Source organism: Caulobacter sp. LARHSG274 (genome assembly GCF_052871235.1).
Genome location: NZ_JBIXJO010000014.1, coordinates 55093 through 70090, shown reverse-complemented (window position 1 = coordinate 70090; position 14998 = coordinate 55093). Strand labels below are relative to the sequence as shown.

The window sequence follows — 14998 nt, the reverse complement described above, 5'->3', positions numbered from 1 at the left end:
TCCCTCAGAAGCGTTGAGTCAGGCGGGCGTAGTAGTAGCCGCCGGTGATGCCGAAGGGCGAGAAGATGCCGAACTGGTTCATGCCGGTGTCGGGATTGATCACGCCGATCTTGTCGGGATGCCGGTCGAACAGGTTGTTGGCCCCGATCGCGACATTGGTGGTCGGACGGACGTCCCAGGCGATGTCGAGGTCGGTCACCCACTTGGCGCTGTAGGTCCGGTCGAGATCGGCCGAGGTCCCGGCCTCGGTGTACTGGCCGTACCGCGTGGTCCGCAGGCTGGCGGTGACCGTGTCCCGGCTCCACAGGGCGCCGAGGATCAGCTTCTTGCGCGGCGTGCCGACGGTCAGGTCGGCGATCTTCTGGCGGTCGAACAGCACCAGGTTCGGATTGACCGCCTTCAGCACCGCCGGCGTCTCGATCCGCTGGGTGATCTTGGTCTTGTTGAAGGCGTAGGCGGCGTTGAGGTTGAGGCGACCCCATTCGCCGAGGTCGAAGGCGTACTCGCCGACCAGGTCCACGCCCGTCGTCCGGGTCGAGACGGCGTTGGTGTAGTAGGTCGCCGCCAGGCCTTGCGGGAAGCGGGCCAGCAGCGACGTCAGGGCCGGCTGCGAGGCCAGCTGGGCGGCGCTGAGGTCCAGGTTGCTGGTGTCGACGATGCGGTCGTCGATATCGATCTGGTAGGCGTCCAGCGTGACCCGCAAGCGGCTGGTCGGCTCGGCGGTGATCCCGAAGCTGTAGTTGGTCGAGGTCTCGGGCTTCAGCGGCGCGGCGCCCAGGGCCTGGGCCTCGCTGGAGTCGGCGCGCAGCACCTTGGTCGGGAAGGTCAGGTATTCGCCGGGGGTGCAGGGCGCGCCCCGGAAGACGTTGTTGGGCGCGGCGGCGCAGAGATTGCCGTTGATCGTCGAGCTGGCGAACACCGACTGGGCCAGGGACGGGGCGCGGAAGCCGTTGCTGACCGTGGCCCGCACCGCGTAGCCGGGCAGGAACTCCCAACGGGTCGTCAGCTTGCCGCTGGTGGTGTCGCCGACGTCGCCCGTATAGCGCTCGTGCCGGCCGGCGACGCCGACATACCAGTTCTCGGTCAGGTTGGTCCCGACGTCGACATAGGCGGCGTAGACGTTGCGGCTGACCGAACCGGCGTCTTCCGGCGCGGTGCCGGCGTAGGAGGCCAGGCCGGGATTGGGCCGCAGGCCGGCGAACGGCTGGCCGGCCGGGATCACATAGTCGCCGACGGCGTAGGACGCCGCGTCGCCTGGCTCGATCCGGAAGTGCTCGTAGCGCTGCTCCAGCCCCCACGACACCTGAAGCGGACGCGGCAGCAGGCCCTCGAACGCGCGGGTGACGTCGAGGTTGGTGGTCCACTGCTGGAACTGGTGGGTCGACAGGTGGAAATAGTTCGGGCTGGCGGGGCCCAGGGTGGCGTTGAGGGTGTTCTGGCCGTCCAGCTGGGCGTGGTCCTGGGCGAAGGTGGTCGACAGGTCCCAGTCCCACCCCCTGACTTGGCCGCGCGCGCCGACCGTGGTCTGGAGGTCGAGCTCGAAGATCCGCCGCAGGGCGTTGAAGCCGTCGGGATAGACTTCGGGCAGCGAGTTGCGGTTCTGCGGCCGTCCGGGGGTCACGCCCGCTACCGGCGCCAGGTTGGGCAGGAAGCTGCCGGTGTTCTTCTTCGACGCGCGGTGGCTGAGCGTGCCGGTCGAATAGAGCGTCAGGTCGTTCCAGGGCAGTTCGGCGTTGTAGGACGCCGCCAGGATGTCCTCCTCGCCGGGGCCGTAGCTCTTGCCCCAATAGTAGCGGTCGGCGGTGGCGTCGCGGGGGTCCGGCGTCACCGTCGTGACCCCGCCCGCCGTCGTGACGGTCGGCTGGTAGAGGTACTGGGCCCGCGACGGGACCGAGCGCGAGGCGGCCTCGTTGTTCTTCCAGTCCAGGGCTAGCTGGACGAAACCGCCCTGGTGGCCCAGCGGCAGGCCGTAGTTCAGGGTGGCGCTGCGGGTGTCGCCGTCGCCCAGATAGTTCTGGCCGCCGATGTAGCTGAACGATCCGCCTTCGGCGTCCTTCTTCAGGATGATGTTGACCACCCCGGCGATGGCGTCCGAGCCGTACTGGGCCGAAGCGCCGTCGCGCAGCACCTCGATGCGCTCGATGGCCGAGGCCGGGATCAGGTCCAGGTCGACCGGCGCCCCGCCGCGCCCCACCCGGGCCAGGTTGTTGATCAGGGCGGTGCCGTGCCGCCGCTTGCCGTTGACCAGGAACAGCGCCTGGTCGCCGTTCAGGCCGCGCATGGTGATCGCCCGCACGGTCCACGACGTGCCGCCGCCATTGATCCCCGGCAGGTTGAAGGACGGGACCAGGGTGTTGAGCACCTCCTTCAGGCCGACCTTGCCGGTGGCGGTCAGCTGCTCGCTGGAGATCACGTCGACCGGGGCCGGGCTGTCGGCCACGGTGCGGCGGACGCCGCGCGCGCCGGTGACGATCACGCCTTCCACGGCGACGGCGCCCTCAAGCTCGGCCGGCGCGGCGTCGACGACCGGTACGGCGGCCGTCGTCGTGTCGGCGGCCCGGGCCTGATCGGCCAGCACCGAAACGGTCAGGATCGAGGCGCAGGCCAGCAGGCCGGTCCGGAGGGTCGATTGGGGCGCAAGCCAGGCAAGCGCCCGGGTCTTGTAAGGCAAAGTCAAACGTCTATCCCCCGCGCGGGGTCGATGACCGCCGCGTCGTGTTGTGGTCTCGAAGTTGGAAGAGACGCGCCGTCGGCCTCCGGCGCGCTCGAAGGTCAGGTCGCGCGGCGCTCGCGGTACGGAATATCGTCGGAGCCGATCAGCACCCGCTCCATCACCCGCGGGAAGTCGCCATAGTCGCGCACGGCGTAGTGCAGGCCCGCGCGGTTGTCCCACAGGGCCACCGAATTGGGCCGCCAGCGGAAGCGGACGTGATGTTCGGGCTTCTTGACCTGGTCATAGAGCCGGGCCAGCAGCGCCTTGCTCTCGTCCGGCGCCAGGTCGACGAACCGGGGCTTGAGGCTGAAATTGATCCAGAAGATATCCTCGCCGGTCTCCGGATGGGTGCGGATGGCGGGATGGGCGACCAGCGGATAGCGCTCGCCCGAGCGGTTCAGGGCGTCCTGGTAGTCGTGGATCACATAGAGGTCGTCGACCGCCGCCTTCAGGTCGTCGGGCAGGCCGCGATAGATCGCGCCGCCGTCGGCCCAGATCGTGTCGCCGCCGACCTCGGGAATGTGCACGGCCTTTAGCACCGCCCCGAACGAGGGATTGATCCGCCAGCTGGTGTCGGTGTGCCAGTGGTTCTCGCGGATGTCGTAGTCCTTCAGCGCCTGGGCCGAGATCGGCTGGACGGCGCGGTGGGTCTCGACCCCGCCGACCGGGTGAGCGTAGACCTCGCCGAAGTTGGCCGCGAACGCCAGCTGCTGGTCGCGGGTGATGTCCTGGTCGCGGAAGAACAGCACCTTGCGCTCCAGCAGCAGGGCCTTCAGCGCGTCGCGCTGCGACCGGTCCAGCGGCTGGCGCAGGTCGATCCCGCTGACTTCCGAGCCGATGGTGGGATTGAGATGGATCGTGCTCAGTCCCGCCTTTTCGCGAAGGCCGGTGATGGTGGCGCTCATGGGCCTCTCCTCGCCTGATGGTTCGACATGCGGCGAACAACGCCGCGACCGCAGGCAACATGAGCAATCCGATCGAACCGCGCGAAACAGTATTCCTTCAATCCATCCCAGAGAATTGTATATCCGCGGCTCAAATACATCTCTTCATGACGAGAAATCATAAGCATCGATAAAGGATGCTCATATGTCCTATTCACGAAACTCCATTGCCGCTCCTGACGTCCGGTGACAGTCATGCCGCCGAAACATTCCATCGGAGGCCGTCATGGCGAAGCGCAGGCAGTTGAAGCTCGGCCACATGATCGAGGGCGCGGGGCGCACCTGGACCGACTGGCGGCATCCGGACGCCCAACCGGGCGCCAGCACCGACTTCAAATATTACAGCCGCGCCGCCCAGCTGGCCGAACAGGGCAAGTTCGACTTCCTGTTCATCGCCGACAGCCTGTCGATCAACGCCAAGTCCAGCCCGCACTATCTGAACCGCTTCGAGCCGATCACCATCCTGTCGGCCCTGGCGGCGGTGACCGAGCACATCGGCCTGGTGGCCACGCTCAGCGTCACCTATTCGGAGCCCTTCAACGTGGCCCGCCAGTTCGCCTCGTTGGACCACATCAGCGGCGGCCGCGCCGGCTGGAACGTCGTCACCTCGTGGCTGGAAGGCTCGGCCGAGAACTTCGGCAAGGCCGAGCACCTGGCCCACGACGTCCGCTACCGCCTGGCGGCCGAATATCTCGACGTCGTCCAGGGCCTGTGGGACAGCTGGGAAGACGACGCCCTGGTCCACGACAAGGCCAGCGGCGTGTTCTTCGATCCCGACAAGCTCAACACCCTGGACCACAAGGGCGAGTTCCTGTCGGTCAAGGGGCCGCTGAACATCGCCCGCTCGGCCCAGGGCCAGCCGGTGATCTTCCAGGCCGGCGCCTCGGAGGACGGCCGCAACCTGGCGGCCAAGCGCGCGGACGCGATCTTCGTGGGTCATGGCGGCATCGAGGAGGCCCGAACCTACTATGCCGACGTCAAGGCGCGCGCCGCCGGCTTCGGCCGCGATCCCGACAGCCTGTTCATCCTGCCGGCCGCCGCGCCGATCGTCGGCTCCACCAAGGCCGAGGCCGAGGCCCGCTGGCGGGAGCGCGCCGAGCTGGTGTCGATCGAGTCGGCCCTGGCCATGCTGGGCCGCGGCTTCAACGACCACGACTTCACCGGCTACGACCTCGACGCCCCCTTCCCCGACGTGTTCAGCCGCGGCGTCAACAGCTCGCAGTCGGCGACCCTGAAGATCGCCCAGGCGGTCGAAGAGGAGAACCTGACCCTGCGCCAGGTGGCCCTGCGCTTCGCCACGCCGCGCGGCGACCTGGTCGGCACGCCCGAGCAGATCGCCGACAAGTTCGAACTGTGGCTGGACAGCCGCGCCTCGGACGGCTTCGTGATCGGCGAGTCCCTGCCCGGCCAGTTCCAGTTGCTGGTCGAGCAAGTCGTTCCCCTGCTGCAGAAGCGCGGCATCTTCCGCGAGGACTACGAGGGTTCGACCTTCCGCCAGAGCCTGGGACTTGAGGTTCCGGTCAACCGCTTCACGGCCCGCAAGTCCCGCCGCGCCGTGGCGTGATGTCGAAGCCACGAAAAGAGACCGGTGGGGATCGCAGGATCCCGCACCGGCCCACGCGGTAAACGCTGGCGGGTTCGCCGAACGGCTAGAACTTGCCGCGCACCCCGAACTTGATGGTCCGGCCGTCGTACTTGGCGTAGTCGAGGCGGGTCTTCCTGCCGTTGCCGTAGCGGCCCGCGACGTCTTCGAAGTAGTCGAAGCCCAACGTGTTGGTGAGGTTCAGGACGTCGAGACGCAGTTCAAGGGCGTCGCTGATCTTGTAGCTGACGTTGCCGTCGAGGTAGCCGGCTCCAGAATGCCAGCGCTCCAGATCCGAACCATCGGGGTTGGTGTCTATGATGTTCCGAGCCTTGTAGTTGTAGGTCAGCCGCGCACCCAGCGGACCTTTTTCATAGTAGCCGGTCAGGCTGTACGAATATTTCGGGATGCGGTTGACCATATCGAACGACCCGTCCTGCTTACGATACTTCAGATCGTTGCTCTTCGAGTTGACCTTGGTGTAGCTGGCGAGCGCGCCAAAACCGTCCCACGGCGCGGGCAGGAAATCAAAGGACTGCTGATAGGCGAACTCGAGGCCGTCGAGATTCACCGTGCCGCCATTGATGAAGGTGTCGACGTCGATGGGCAGGTTGGGGTCGACGTGCCCGTTCTGGGTCTGCCAGATGATGGCCAGCGATTGGTCGGGAAGGCCGAGGCTGGAGAACGGCACGACCGAACGCCGGGCGATCGTCGTATCCTCCAGCTTCTTCTTGAAGTAGCCCGCGCTCAGAATGCCGCCGCGCCCGAAATACCACTCGGCCGTCGTATCCCAGTTCGTCGAGACCTCCGGCTTCAGGTCCGGATTACCCGAGGTCGCATAGGTGTTGTAGATATTGGGAATGACCGTCTGAGCGGCGATCCGCGACAACGACGCCCGCGTGATGGTCTTGCCCCAGGAACCTCGCCAGACCAGGTTGGGGATCACGTCGTACGCGAAGCTGACCGAAGGCAGGGTGTTGTTGTAGCTGCTCTCCTCGGTATTGGGCTGATAGGCGCCCCCGGCCCCCGTCTTCTTGAAGTTGTCGATGGTCATGTCGGTTTTCGAATAACGCACGCCAGCGTTGATACGCAGTTCGCGGTCAAGAACCTGCCCGCTGAAATCCGACTGGATGAAGGCGGTGCTGACCTGTTCGTCGGCGGTGAAGCTGGTGGAGAGATCGATCGGCGAGGCCATGGCCGCGCCGACCGGATCCAGCACGCTGATCATATAGTCGCGCGAGAAGGTGGCCCATTGCTGCGGGTAGTTGTCGCCGATGACGAGGTTGTCGAGCGGCACGTGATGCAGCATCGAGGCGCGCAGCCCCGCGGCGCCGATCGCGGCCAGGCGGGCTTGAACGATCGCGGTTCCGTTACGCTTGGTCTTTTGCTTGGTCGTATCGACGTATGACAGGCCCGCCTTCAGGTGACCCTTCCAACCGCCCAGGCCGTAGTCCCAGTCGGCCACCAGCTTGGCGACCCGCTCCTTGTCCACTTCGCGATTCCAGTCCACGGCCGTGCTGAAATCTTCGAAATTGGCCGGGTTGGTGAAGTCGACGCCCGGCGCCGAAAGCCCCGGATAGACCCGGTTGCTCCCCCAGTCGAGGGTGGAGGTCACGCCGTAGAGGTTCGAGACGATCCGCTTGTTGTCGTAGAACGCCCGGCTGTCCGAAGCCGCCAGCTGGCCAGTCAGCTTCAGTGAATCGTTGACTTGGTACTTGGCGTTGAGGCCGCCGTACGCGAACTTCGTCTCGGCGTTATAGTAGTAGCTCTCGCCCAGATAGGACGTGTTCCCGAACGTTCCCTGCAGCAGATTGCCGTCGACGATGCTGACGTTGATGGGCACGAGGCCGTTGTGACCGGCCGTGCCCGGACGGGCGGCCGGATTGGTGGTGGCCGAGTTGCGGATCGGCAGGCCGAAGGTGAACTCGTCCCGCGAATCTTGCAGATGCGACAGCAGCGTGTCGAAGCTCACGTCCAGCTTGTCGTTCTGGTACTGGAGCGAAGACACCAGGCCGTCGCGGTCGCGCGTATTCTCGGCGCCGTAGTAGCGGTAGAAACGCGACAGATAGGCGTTGTCGATCGCCGTTCGATTGCCAAGCATGCCCGAGGCCCGCGGATCAGCCCAGTCCAGCGCCATGTTGAAGGGACCATTGCGCAGGGTCGGCGGCGTCTTGGTGTCGACGGGGACCGGGTGGCCAGCCAAATAGTTGCTGTTGTAGCCGCCCGTCGCCTCGAAGCCCGACTTCATGTTGACGCTGGTCGAGTGGGCGACGCCGATCAGGAAGCCCCAATTGTTCCAGGTCTTGGAGAACAGCCCAAAGACGTTGGGGTCCATCTTCTTGGACGCGGTGTTGTAGGAGGCCACCGCGTTGAAGCGCAGAACCTGGCCGCCGGCGCCGTCGAACGGCCTTGGCGTTTGCAGGTCGACCACGCCGCCGACACCGCCTTCTTCAAGTTCAGCCAGGGGCGTCTTGTAGAAGTCCACGCGGCCGAACAGCTCGGAAGCAAAGACGTCGTAGTTGAAGTCGCGCGAAGAGCCGCCGACGTTGGTCGAGGAGGTCGTATGGACCGGAGCGCCGTTGAGGGTCGTCACCGTATATTCGGGACCCAGGCCCCGGATGGCGATGCGCTGGCCTTCGTTGGAAGCGCCATCGCGGGTCATGTAAATGCCAGGGATGCGCTGCAGGGCTTCGGCGACGTTGGCCTCGGGGAACTTGCCGATGTCTTCGGCGACGATCGAGTCCCGGACGGCGATCGCGTCGCGCTTCAGGGTCAGCGCCTTCTCCAGCGACGAGCGAAAGCCGGTGACCACCACTTCGGTGACCTGGTCGTTCTGCGTGTCGGCGGACGCCGCGGCCTGGGTGTCGGCGGAAGTCGCCGCATCCTGGGCCCAGGCGACATTGGCCCCGCCAAGACCCACGGCCAAAATCGTCGTGAGCAAGAGTTCTCGTTTCATGTGTTCCTCCCCAGCACGGCTGGGCCGTGCGAATCCCCTCCCCCGGGCCTGCCGGGGGACCTGCGCGTCGCCGCGCATTGTTTGGCTGATTGGATGGCGGCCGCGCCGCTAGGCGCTACGCTGGCCTCTAGGCAACCTGTGCATTTCCTCACCTTCCCTGCTGGTCGGCGATCTTTTGATGATCGCGCTCAGAAGGTGAGTAGCAGATATCGGTATCGTCGCACAGATATCGGAACAGCATTTGTCGTACTTATGCGATGAGATGGCGAAATATTGGCCTCGTGTGACATGCCCGCAACAGGAACAAGCGTTGCGACTATCGGAACGCCTGTCGAGGCTCTGCACGGCGCGCAGCTCAAGCCGCCGTGTAGCCGAATTCCCGGCTGATCTTCAGGGTCGTTTCCTTCACATAGCCCTTCATCAGCTGGATCCGCGCGTCGTCCATGTACTGGGCCACCGAGGAGACCGAGACCGCGGCGATGATCTTGCCGTTGATGTCGCGGATGGGGGCGGCGACACAGCGGATGTGATCTTCGTTTTCGTCGAGATCCAGGGCGTAGCCCTCGTCGCGGTAGTGCTTCATGACGTCGAGCCACTGCCGCAGGTCGTAGCGGTAGCGCGGGAAGATCGCCGCCTCGCGCAGGAACACTTCGCGCAGCACGTCTTCGGACTCATCGAGCAGCAAGGCCTTGCCCAGGCCGGTATGGCGCAAGGGCTGACGCTCGCCGACGACGCAACGCACCTCGATGCGCCGGGTGCCGGGGATCTTGTCGATATAGTGGACCTGGTCGCGGTCGAGGACGCCGAGATTGACCGTGTCGCCCGTATCGGCCGACAGCTGCCGCAGGTGCTCGTGCGACACCCGCGTCAGGGTGATCTGCTGGGACGCCGCGTAGCCCAGCTGCAGCAGCTTGGTCCCCAGCGCATAGCCCTCGCGGGGCGAGAACGATAGGAAGTCGGCCTCCACCAGGGTGGTGGCCAGGCGATGCACCGTGGTCTTGTTCAGCTGCAGCGACTTGGCCATCTTGCCCAGGGTGTTGTCGCCCTTGGAGACCCGGGTCAGCACCTCCAGCCCGCGAAACAGGGTCTGGGCCCCGCCGCCGGCCTTGGGCGACGCCGCCTCTTCGTCTCCCGCATCCAGCGCGTCGTCAACGGTGTCGGTCATGGCTTCGCGAACTCCAGCGGCGAAGGGCGGATCGTTCCGGATAATGATACACCTGACGCGAAAAGCAACTGGTCTACGCTCCAGCTAGTAGTCGACCGCGTAGTCCTTGGCGAAGGCCTGACCGGCGAAGGCCTGCTTCTGGGTCCAGACCTGCGGCGGCGCGGTCCAGTAGCTGTCGGTCGCCGGCAGGCCAAGAGCCAGGAAGCTCTCGGTCGTGATGTACATGCTGCCGTTGTTTGAATACCAGTCGCCCAGGCTCGGATGGTGGCCGACGAACCCGATCGTCAGGAAGCCGTCCTTGGTGAAGTTGCTGGGCTGGCTGAACACCGCCTTGTGCGCCGCGGTCAGGGCCGACCTCACCTGCCCCTCCGACAGCTTCGCCGGCAGTTGCTTGCGCCAGGCCAGGAGCGCCAGCGGCTGGAACGCCGCCGTCCGGTAGGTCAGCGACCGGCCAAAGGGCGGGAAGGTCCCTTCCGGCGAAATGAAGCGCTCCAGATGCTCGCTGTAGCGCTGGGCGCGCTTGACTGCCAGGTCGCGCCACTTGGTCAGATCGTCCTTCCAGAACGGGGCCTTGTGGGCCTCCATCACCTCGAGCACCTGCACCATCATCGGGTGCATCACGAACGAGCCGTAATAGTCGAAGTGGAAGGTCGCGCCGTCCTTGATCCAGCCGTCGCCGATGTACCATTGATCGATCATCCGCACGGCGGTGTTGAGCCGCATCGGATCGGCCTCCTCGCCGATCGCCAGCAGGAAGGCCTCGTTCATCGCCGCGAACAGCAGCCAGTTGATGAAGGGCGGATTGATCCGCCTCAGGCCCTTGATCTCTTCGACGATGCGCTTCTTGGTCGTGGCGTCCAGTGGTTCCCACAGCGCCTTGGGGGCGCGGAGCAAGGCCTGGGTGAAATAGGCGGAATCGACCAGGGGCTGGCCCTGGCCGCGCCAGGTCAGATAGTCGGGGCTGGCGGGATCCACCGCGTGGACATAGCTCTGCAGGGCCTGTTCGGTCAGGCGCTTGCGCACGCGCCCCTCGGCGGTGGCGTCCTCGGGCAGGCTCAGCCAGGGCGCCAGGCCGGAGATCAACCGGCCAAAGCATTCGAGATAGGCCACATTCCTGTCGCGGCCGTCCCAGGTGGGGCTCAGCTCCAGCGGAAAGGTCGCCTTCAGCCGGCCGTTCGCCATCGCCCCTAGCACCGGGTCGGCGATGGTCTGCAAAAGATCGGCCATGTAGTCGCGGTCGCTGACCGACGGGGTCTTGGCGGCGGCGTCCGCCGCGGTCGGGCCGGCGAGAGTCGCTGCGCCGACCAAAGCCGCCTTCATGAAATCGCGCTTGTGCATGGAATGCCCCTCAGTGAGTCGCGTTGAGTTCGGCCTGGCGGGCCGCCAGCCAGGTCTTGAAGCCCGCCAGGTCCTTGACGCCCTGCTGGTCCTGCGCCCAGGCCGCGCCGAAGGCGTAGTCGACCGAGGCGGAGTCCTTGAAGGCTACGAAGACCGTCACGCCGTCATCCCGCGGACCGCCCTGCACGGCGCCCGGCTTGTAGAACACGGCGATCCCAAGATTGTCCTCGGCCAGGCTCTGGACGCCATAGGTGGCCAGATAGGCCCAGCCCGCGGCGTCCGGCGGCGACTGCAGCACGACCACGCCCGGATGCTTGACCACCCCGGTCACCAAGGCCTCCTTGAGGTCGTCGCCGACGGCGCTGACCCGTGTGATCGCCGATCCGCGGCGCAGTTCATAGCGGGTGCGAAGCCGGCCCTTGCCGCCGCCAAGGCCGGTATTGGTCACTTCCGACACCGCGCGTTGCGGTCCGCTCTCGAGGACGCTGGCGGTGATGGCGGAGGCTCCCAGCTGGACGGCCTTGCCCTGGCTCAGCCGCCCGAGGCCGCCCAGGCCCACGGTGTCCCCGACCTTGAAGATGTCCATCCCCCAGGAGGCCATATCATGATAGTTATCAACACCTTGTCCGATCCGGTTCAACACCGGCCCGGGCGTCTTCTTGCCGAAAATGTCGATCGCCATCCGCTCGTCGAGATAGAGCCGATAGGCGGCCAGGTCCGACTCCCAGCCCAGGCCCTCGAAGGCGATCAGGCCGTCATGGATGACGTGGTCGGCGGGAACCTTGAACGTCTTCCGCCGATGAAAGACCCCGCCCTGGATGACGCCGTCCTTGCGCTGCCCGCCGCTCTGGATGTTCAGCACCGCTTCGACCGGCGACGGCGCCGGCGTGGTCAGATCCCGTCCCGGCTTCAGGTCGAGGTCGGCCATGGCCGTCGCCGCCAGCAGAAACGCGCCGACGCCGTAGAACTGGGTGTCCTCGTAGCTGACGCTTTCGGGCCGGTCCGACACCGGCTGGACATAGCCGAACTTGCCGTCGGGATGAACGGCGCGGGTCAGGGCCTCCCATCCCTTGCGCGCCGTCGGCTCGAACCTCTTGCGGTCGAGCAGGCCGGTCTTCACGCCCCAGGCCATGCCATAGGTGAAGAACGCCGTGCCGCTCGATTCGGGCAGCGACTTGGCCGGGTCGGACAGCAGGGACGGCGACCAATAGCCGTCGGGCTTCTGGATCTCGGCCAGTTTCCCGGCCATCTCCCTGAAGATCGATTCCATCTTCAGGCGATCGGGATCGCCCGCCGGCAGCAGCGGGATCATCCGCGCCAGGCCGGCGAAGACCCAACCGTCGCCCCGGCTCCAGAACACCTTCTCGCCGTCCGGCCCGCGCCGCGTGAAGAACCGCGAGTCGCGATAATAGAGGTGCTCTTTGCGGTCATAGAGGTAGTCGGTGACGGCCCCGAATTCCGACTTGGCGTAGGCCGCATAGCGGGGATCGCCGGTGACCTTCGACAGTTCCAGCCACGCAGCCGGCGCCATGAACAGGGCGTCGCTCCAGCACCATCGCTGGTCACAGTCGACGCCGCGCGGATCGGAATATTCGGCATGCTCCAGCCCCACCTTGGGGGGATGGGCCAGGATCGCGTCGAACCGACGCCGCAGGGGGCCGATGGCTTCGGCGCCCGCGCCGTTCTGCGCCGCCCAGAGATAGGCCTGGCCGATCACATGGTCGTCGGCGTGATAGAATCGCTTGCCCAGCTCCCACTGATTGGCCAGTCCGCGCGCCATGATGGCTTGCCGATAGGCCGGATTGGGCGAGCGGTCGGCCAGGTCGGTCAGGCCGACGAACAGCGCGCCCTGGACCCAACCCTTCGGGTCGGGCGTGTCGGGCGAGGTGTTGGGCGGAATATATCCGGCCGCCATCGTCGCCAGCTGATAGTCGGCGACCTTTTCGGCCAGACGCATGACCTCGGCGCGGGCAAAGGGCGTGGTCGCGACGGTTTCGGCCGGGATCCCGACCGGCGCGGCCAGCGACGGCAGGGGCGCCAGCGGCGCGAGCAGCACCACGGCGACGAGAACGGTGCGGGCTAAAGGCCTCATCTTGGTGTTCCTCTTGGAGCCGGATGATGGATCGGACGCATCATCGGCCTATTGCAGCTGGCAGATATCGAGGACGTTCATGTCCTGATAGTCGAGGTTCTCGCCGCCCATCGCCCAGATGAAGGCGTAGTTCGATGTCGCCGCCCCGCAGTGGATCGACCATGGCGGGCAGATGACCGCCTGCTGGTTTTCGACCACCAGGTGGCGCGTGGCGTCGGGCGCGCCCATGAAGTGGAACGCGCGGTCCTCGGGCCCCAGCTGGAAGTAGAAATAGGCTTCCGAGCGGCGGTCATGCAGGTGGGGCGGCATGGTGTTCCAGACGCTGCCCGGCTTGAGGATCGTCAGGCCCATCAGCAGTTGCGCCGAGGCGCAAACCCCGGGCGTCACCAGTTGATAGATGATGCGATGGTTCGAGGCCTCGGGCGACCCGCGCTCCAGCGGGATCGCCGAGCGGGTCGACAGGGGGACGGTCTCGAAAGCCGCATGGGCCGGCGTCGACGCCAGGTAGAAGCGTGCGGGCGTCGCGGCGTCCTGACTGACGAACCGCACATCGGCCGAGCCTGGCGCGACATAGAGCCCGTCCAGCGGCTCTAAGAGATAGCTTCTCCCGTCGACCGTGACCCGGCCCGGGCCTTCGCCGACATTGACCACCCCCATCTCGCGCCTGGCCAGGAAGGGCGCGCCGCGCTGGGACGGCGGCTCGGCCTGGGCCGGCAAGGCGACCTCCTGGACCAGCGGAGCGGCGCCGCCGATCACCAGGCGCTCCTGGTGCAGGTAGTTGAGGGTCACCGCCTCCGGCGCGAACAGGCGGTCGATCAGGTAGCGGTCGCGCAGGTCCTGATTGCTAGCCCCGGCCATCATGTCCGGATGGGTCGCGTAGAAGGTCTTAGCGAACATGGCTGGCCTCGGCGCCGGTCCTGATCCAGAACTGGGAGGCGGCCTGACTGTTCGCCGCCGCCATGCTGTCGGTCCAAGCCATGTCGCCGCTGTCCACCAAGCGCCCCCTCGCCACGCACTGGCGGCGAGGCTCTATCGATTGGTGTGACAAACGAAATAGTGAAACGCAAGCCCATAAATCGGAATGCGATAAGTCCGCACCGGCACCAGAGGCCATGCTTCGCGCCGGCAAGCTCCTGAGCGCCGACCAGATCGCGTTTCGATTGTCGACGCCTGATGGCGACGAACTGGAACGATTATTCAGGATGAGCAGGCCCGCTCAAGCGCGGCGCGCGTTCAGTGCGCCTTGCGCCGCGGCAGCAGGTGGACGGCGACGACGATCGCCCCGCCGATGATCAGGCCGACCACGGCCGAGGCCGCCGCCATGGCCATCCAGCCGGTGACGGGGCCGACGCCGGGCGCGCCGGCCGCCCAATGCGAGGCGCCTTCGACCATGTGCGGCACGGCGTCGAGGCCGAAATGCTCCAGGCCGTGGACGATGATGCCGCCGCCCACCCACAGCATGGCCGCCGTGCCGATGACCGTCAGGGCCTCCATGGTCAGCGGCATGGCGCGGACTAGCCCGCGGCCGAGGGCCCGGACCGGCCGCGTCCGCCGGCCGGCCATGTGCAGGCCGATGTCGTCCATCTTTACGATCAGGCCGACGACGCCGTAGACGGCGATGGTCAGCAGCACCCCGACCACGGCCAGGGCCCCGGCCTGGACGGCCAGCGGGCGCTCGGCGACGTCGGCCAGGGCGATGGCCATGATCTCGCCGGACAGGATCAGGTCGGTGCGGATCGCTCCGGCCACCTTCTGGGCCTCAAGGTCCTTGCTGCTGAGCGCCAGCTCCTCGACCGCCTCGCCCTCGGCATCGGGGCTGAAGGCCTCGATGATCTTCTCGGTCGCCTCGAAACAGAGATAGGCCCCGCCCAGCATCAGGATCGGCGTCACCGCCCAGGGCGCGAAGGCGCTCAGCAGCAGGGCGCCCGGCAACAAGAACAGCAGCTTGTTGCGGAACGAGCCGACCGCGATCTTCCAGACGATCGGCAGCTCGCGATCCGGCGTGAAGCCCATGGCGTAGCCGGGCGTCACCGCCGCGTCGTCGACCACCACCCCCACCGCCTTGGACCCCGCCTTGCCGGCCGCCCCCGAGACGTCGTCCAGCGAGGCGGCGGCGAGCTTGGTGATGCCGGCGATGTCGTCGAGCAGGGCGGCGAGGCCGGAGGGCATGGGCGTTCTCTAGGCGCGTGGACGATCCCCTGGCGAATA

9 protein-coding genes are annotated in these 14998 nt (G+C 66.5%); 1 reads left to right on the top strand and 8 read right to left on the bottom strand.

Annotation, left to right across the window (positions count from 1 at the left end; translation table 11 throughout):
• Positions 1-4: 4 nt before the first annotated feature.
• Complete coding sequence (locus ACIPQB_RS19285; RefSeq protein ID WP_446486881.1) at positions 5-2677, bottom strand: TonB-dependent receptor plug domain-containing protein; 2673 nt, start codon at positions 2675-2677, stop codon at positions 5-7.
• A gap of 95 nt (positions 2678-2772) precedes the next feature.
• On the bottom strand, positions 2773-3618 hold the full coding sequence (locus tag ACIPQB_RS19280) for a TauD/TfdA dioxygenase family protein (RefSeq protein ID WP_446486880.1): 846 nt from the start codon (positions 3616-3618) through the stop codon (positions 2773-2775).
• A gap of 265 nt (positions 3619-3883) precedes the next feature.
• Between ACIPQB_RS19280 and ACIPQB_RS19275 the strand changes: the two genes are divergently transcribed.
• Positions 3884-5221: an LLM class flavin-dependent oxidoreductase gene (locus ACIPQB_RS19275; RefSeq protein WP_446486879.1), complete on the top strand. Its 1338-nt coding sequence runs from the start codon at positions 3884-3886 to the stop codon at positions 5219-5221.
• Between the two features lie 85 nt (positions 5222-5306).
• On the opposite strand, the gene ACIPQB_RS19270 is transcribed toward ACIPQB_RS19275, so the two are convergent.
• The 6 genes from ACIPQB_RS19270 to ACIPQB_RS19245 form a co-directional block, all read right to left on the bottom strand.
• Positions 5307-8195, bottom strand: coding sequence for a TonB-dependent receptor (locus tag ACIPQB_RS19270; RefSeq protein ID WP_446486878.1), 2889 nt, complete (start codon positions 8193-8195; stop codon positions 5307-5309).
• Positions 8196-8550: 355 nt separating this feature from the next.
• Entirely contained in the window at positions 8551-9360 is an 810-nt protein-coding gene (locus ACIPQB_RS19265) for an IclR family transcriptional regulator (protein WP_446486877.1), read from the bottom strand.
• Between the two features lie 84 nt (positions 9361-9444).
• Entirely contained in the window at positions 9445-10698 is a 1254-nt protein-coding gene (locus ACIPQB_RS19260; protein ID WP_446486876.1) for a DUF2264 domain-containing protein, read from the bottom strand.
• Positions 10699-10708: 10 nt separating this feature from the next.
• Positions 10709-12790 (bottom strand): glycoside hydrolase family 88 protein, encoded by a 2082-nt coding sequence (locus tag ACIPQB_RS19255; RefSeq protein WP_446486875.1) that lies wholly within the window; start codon positions 12788-12790, stop codon positions 10709-10711.
• Between the two features lie 48 nt (positions 12791-12838).
• Positions 12839-13687, bottom strand: coding sequence for a 5-dehydro-4-deoxy-D-glucuronate isomerase (gene kduI, locus ACIPQB_RS19250; RefSeq protein WP_446486874.1), 849 nt, complete (start codon positions 13685-13687; stop codon positions 12839-12841).
• A 336-nt stretch (positions 13688-14023) separates the two neighbouring features.
• Entirely contained in the window at positions 14024-14959 is a 936-nt protein-coding gene (locus tag ACIPQB_RS19245) for a DUF808 domain-containing protein (protein ID WP_446486873.1), read from the bottom strand.
• Between the last annotated feature and the right edge of the window lie 39 nt (positions 14960-14998).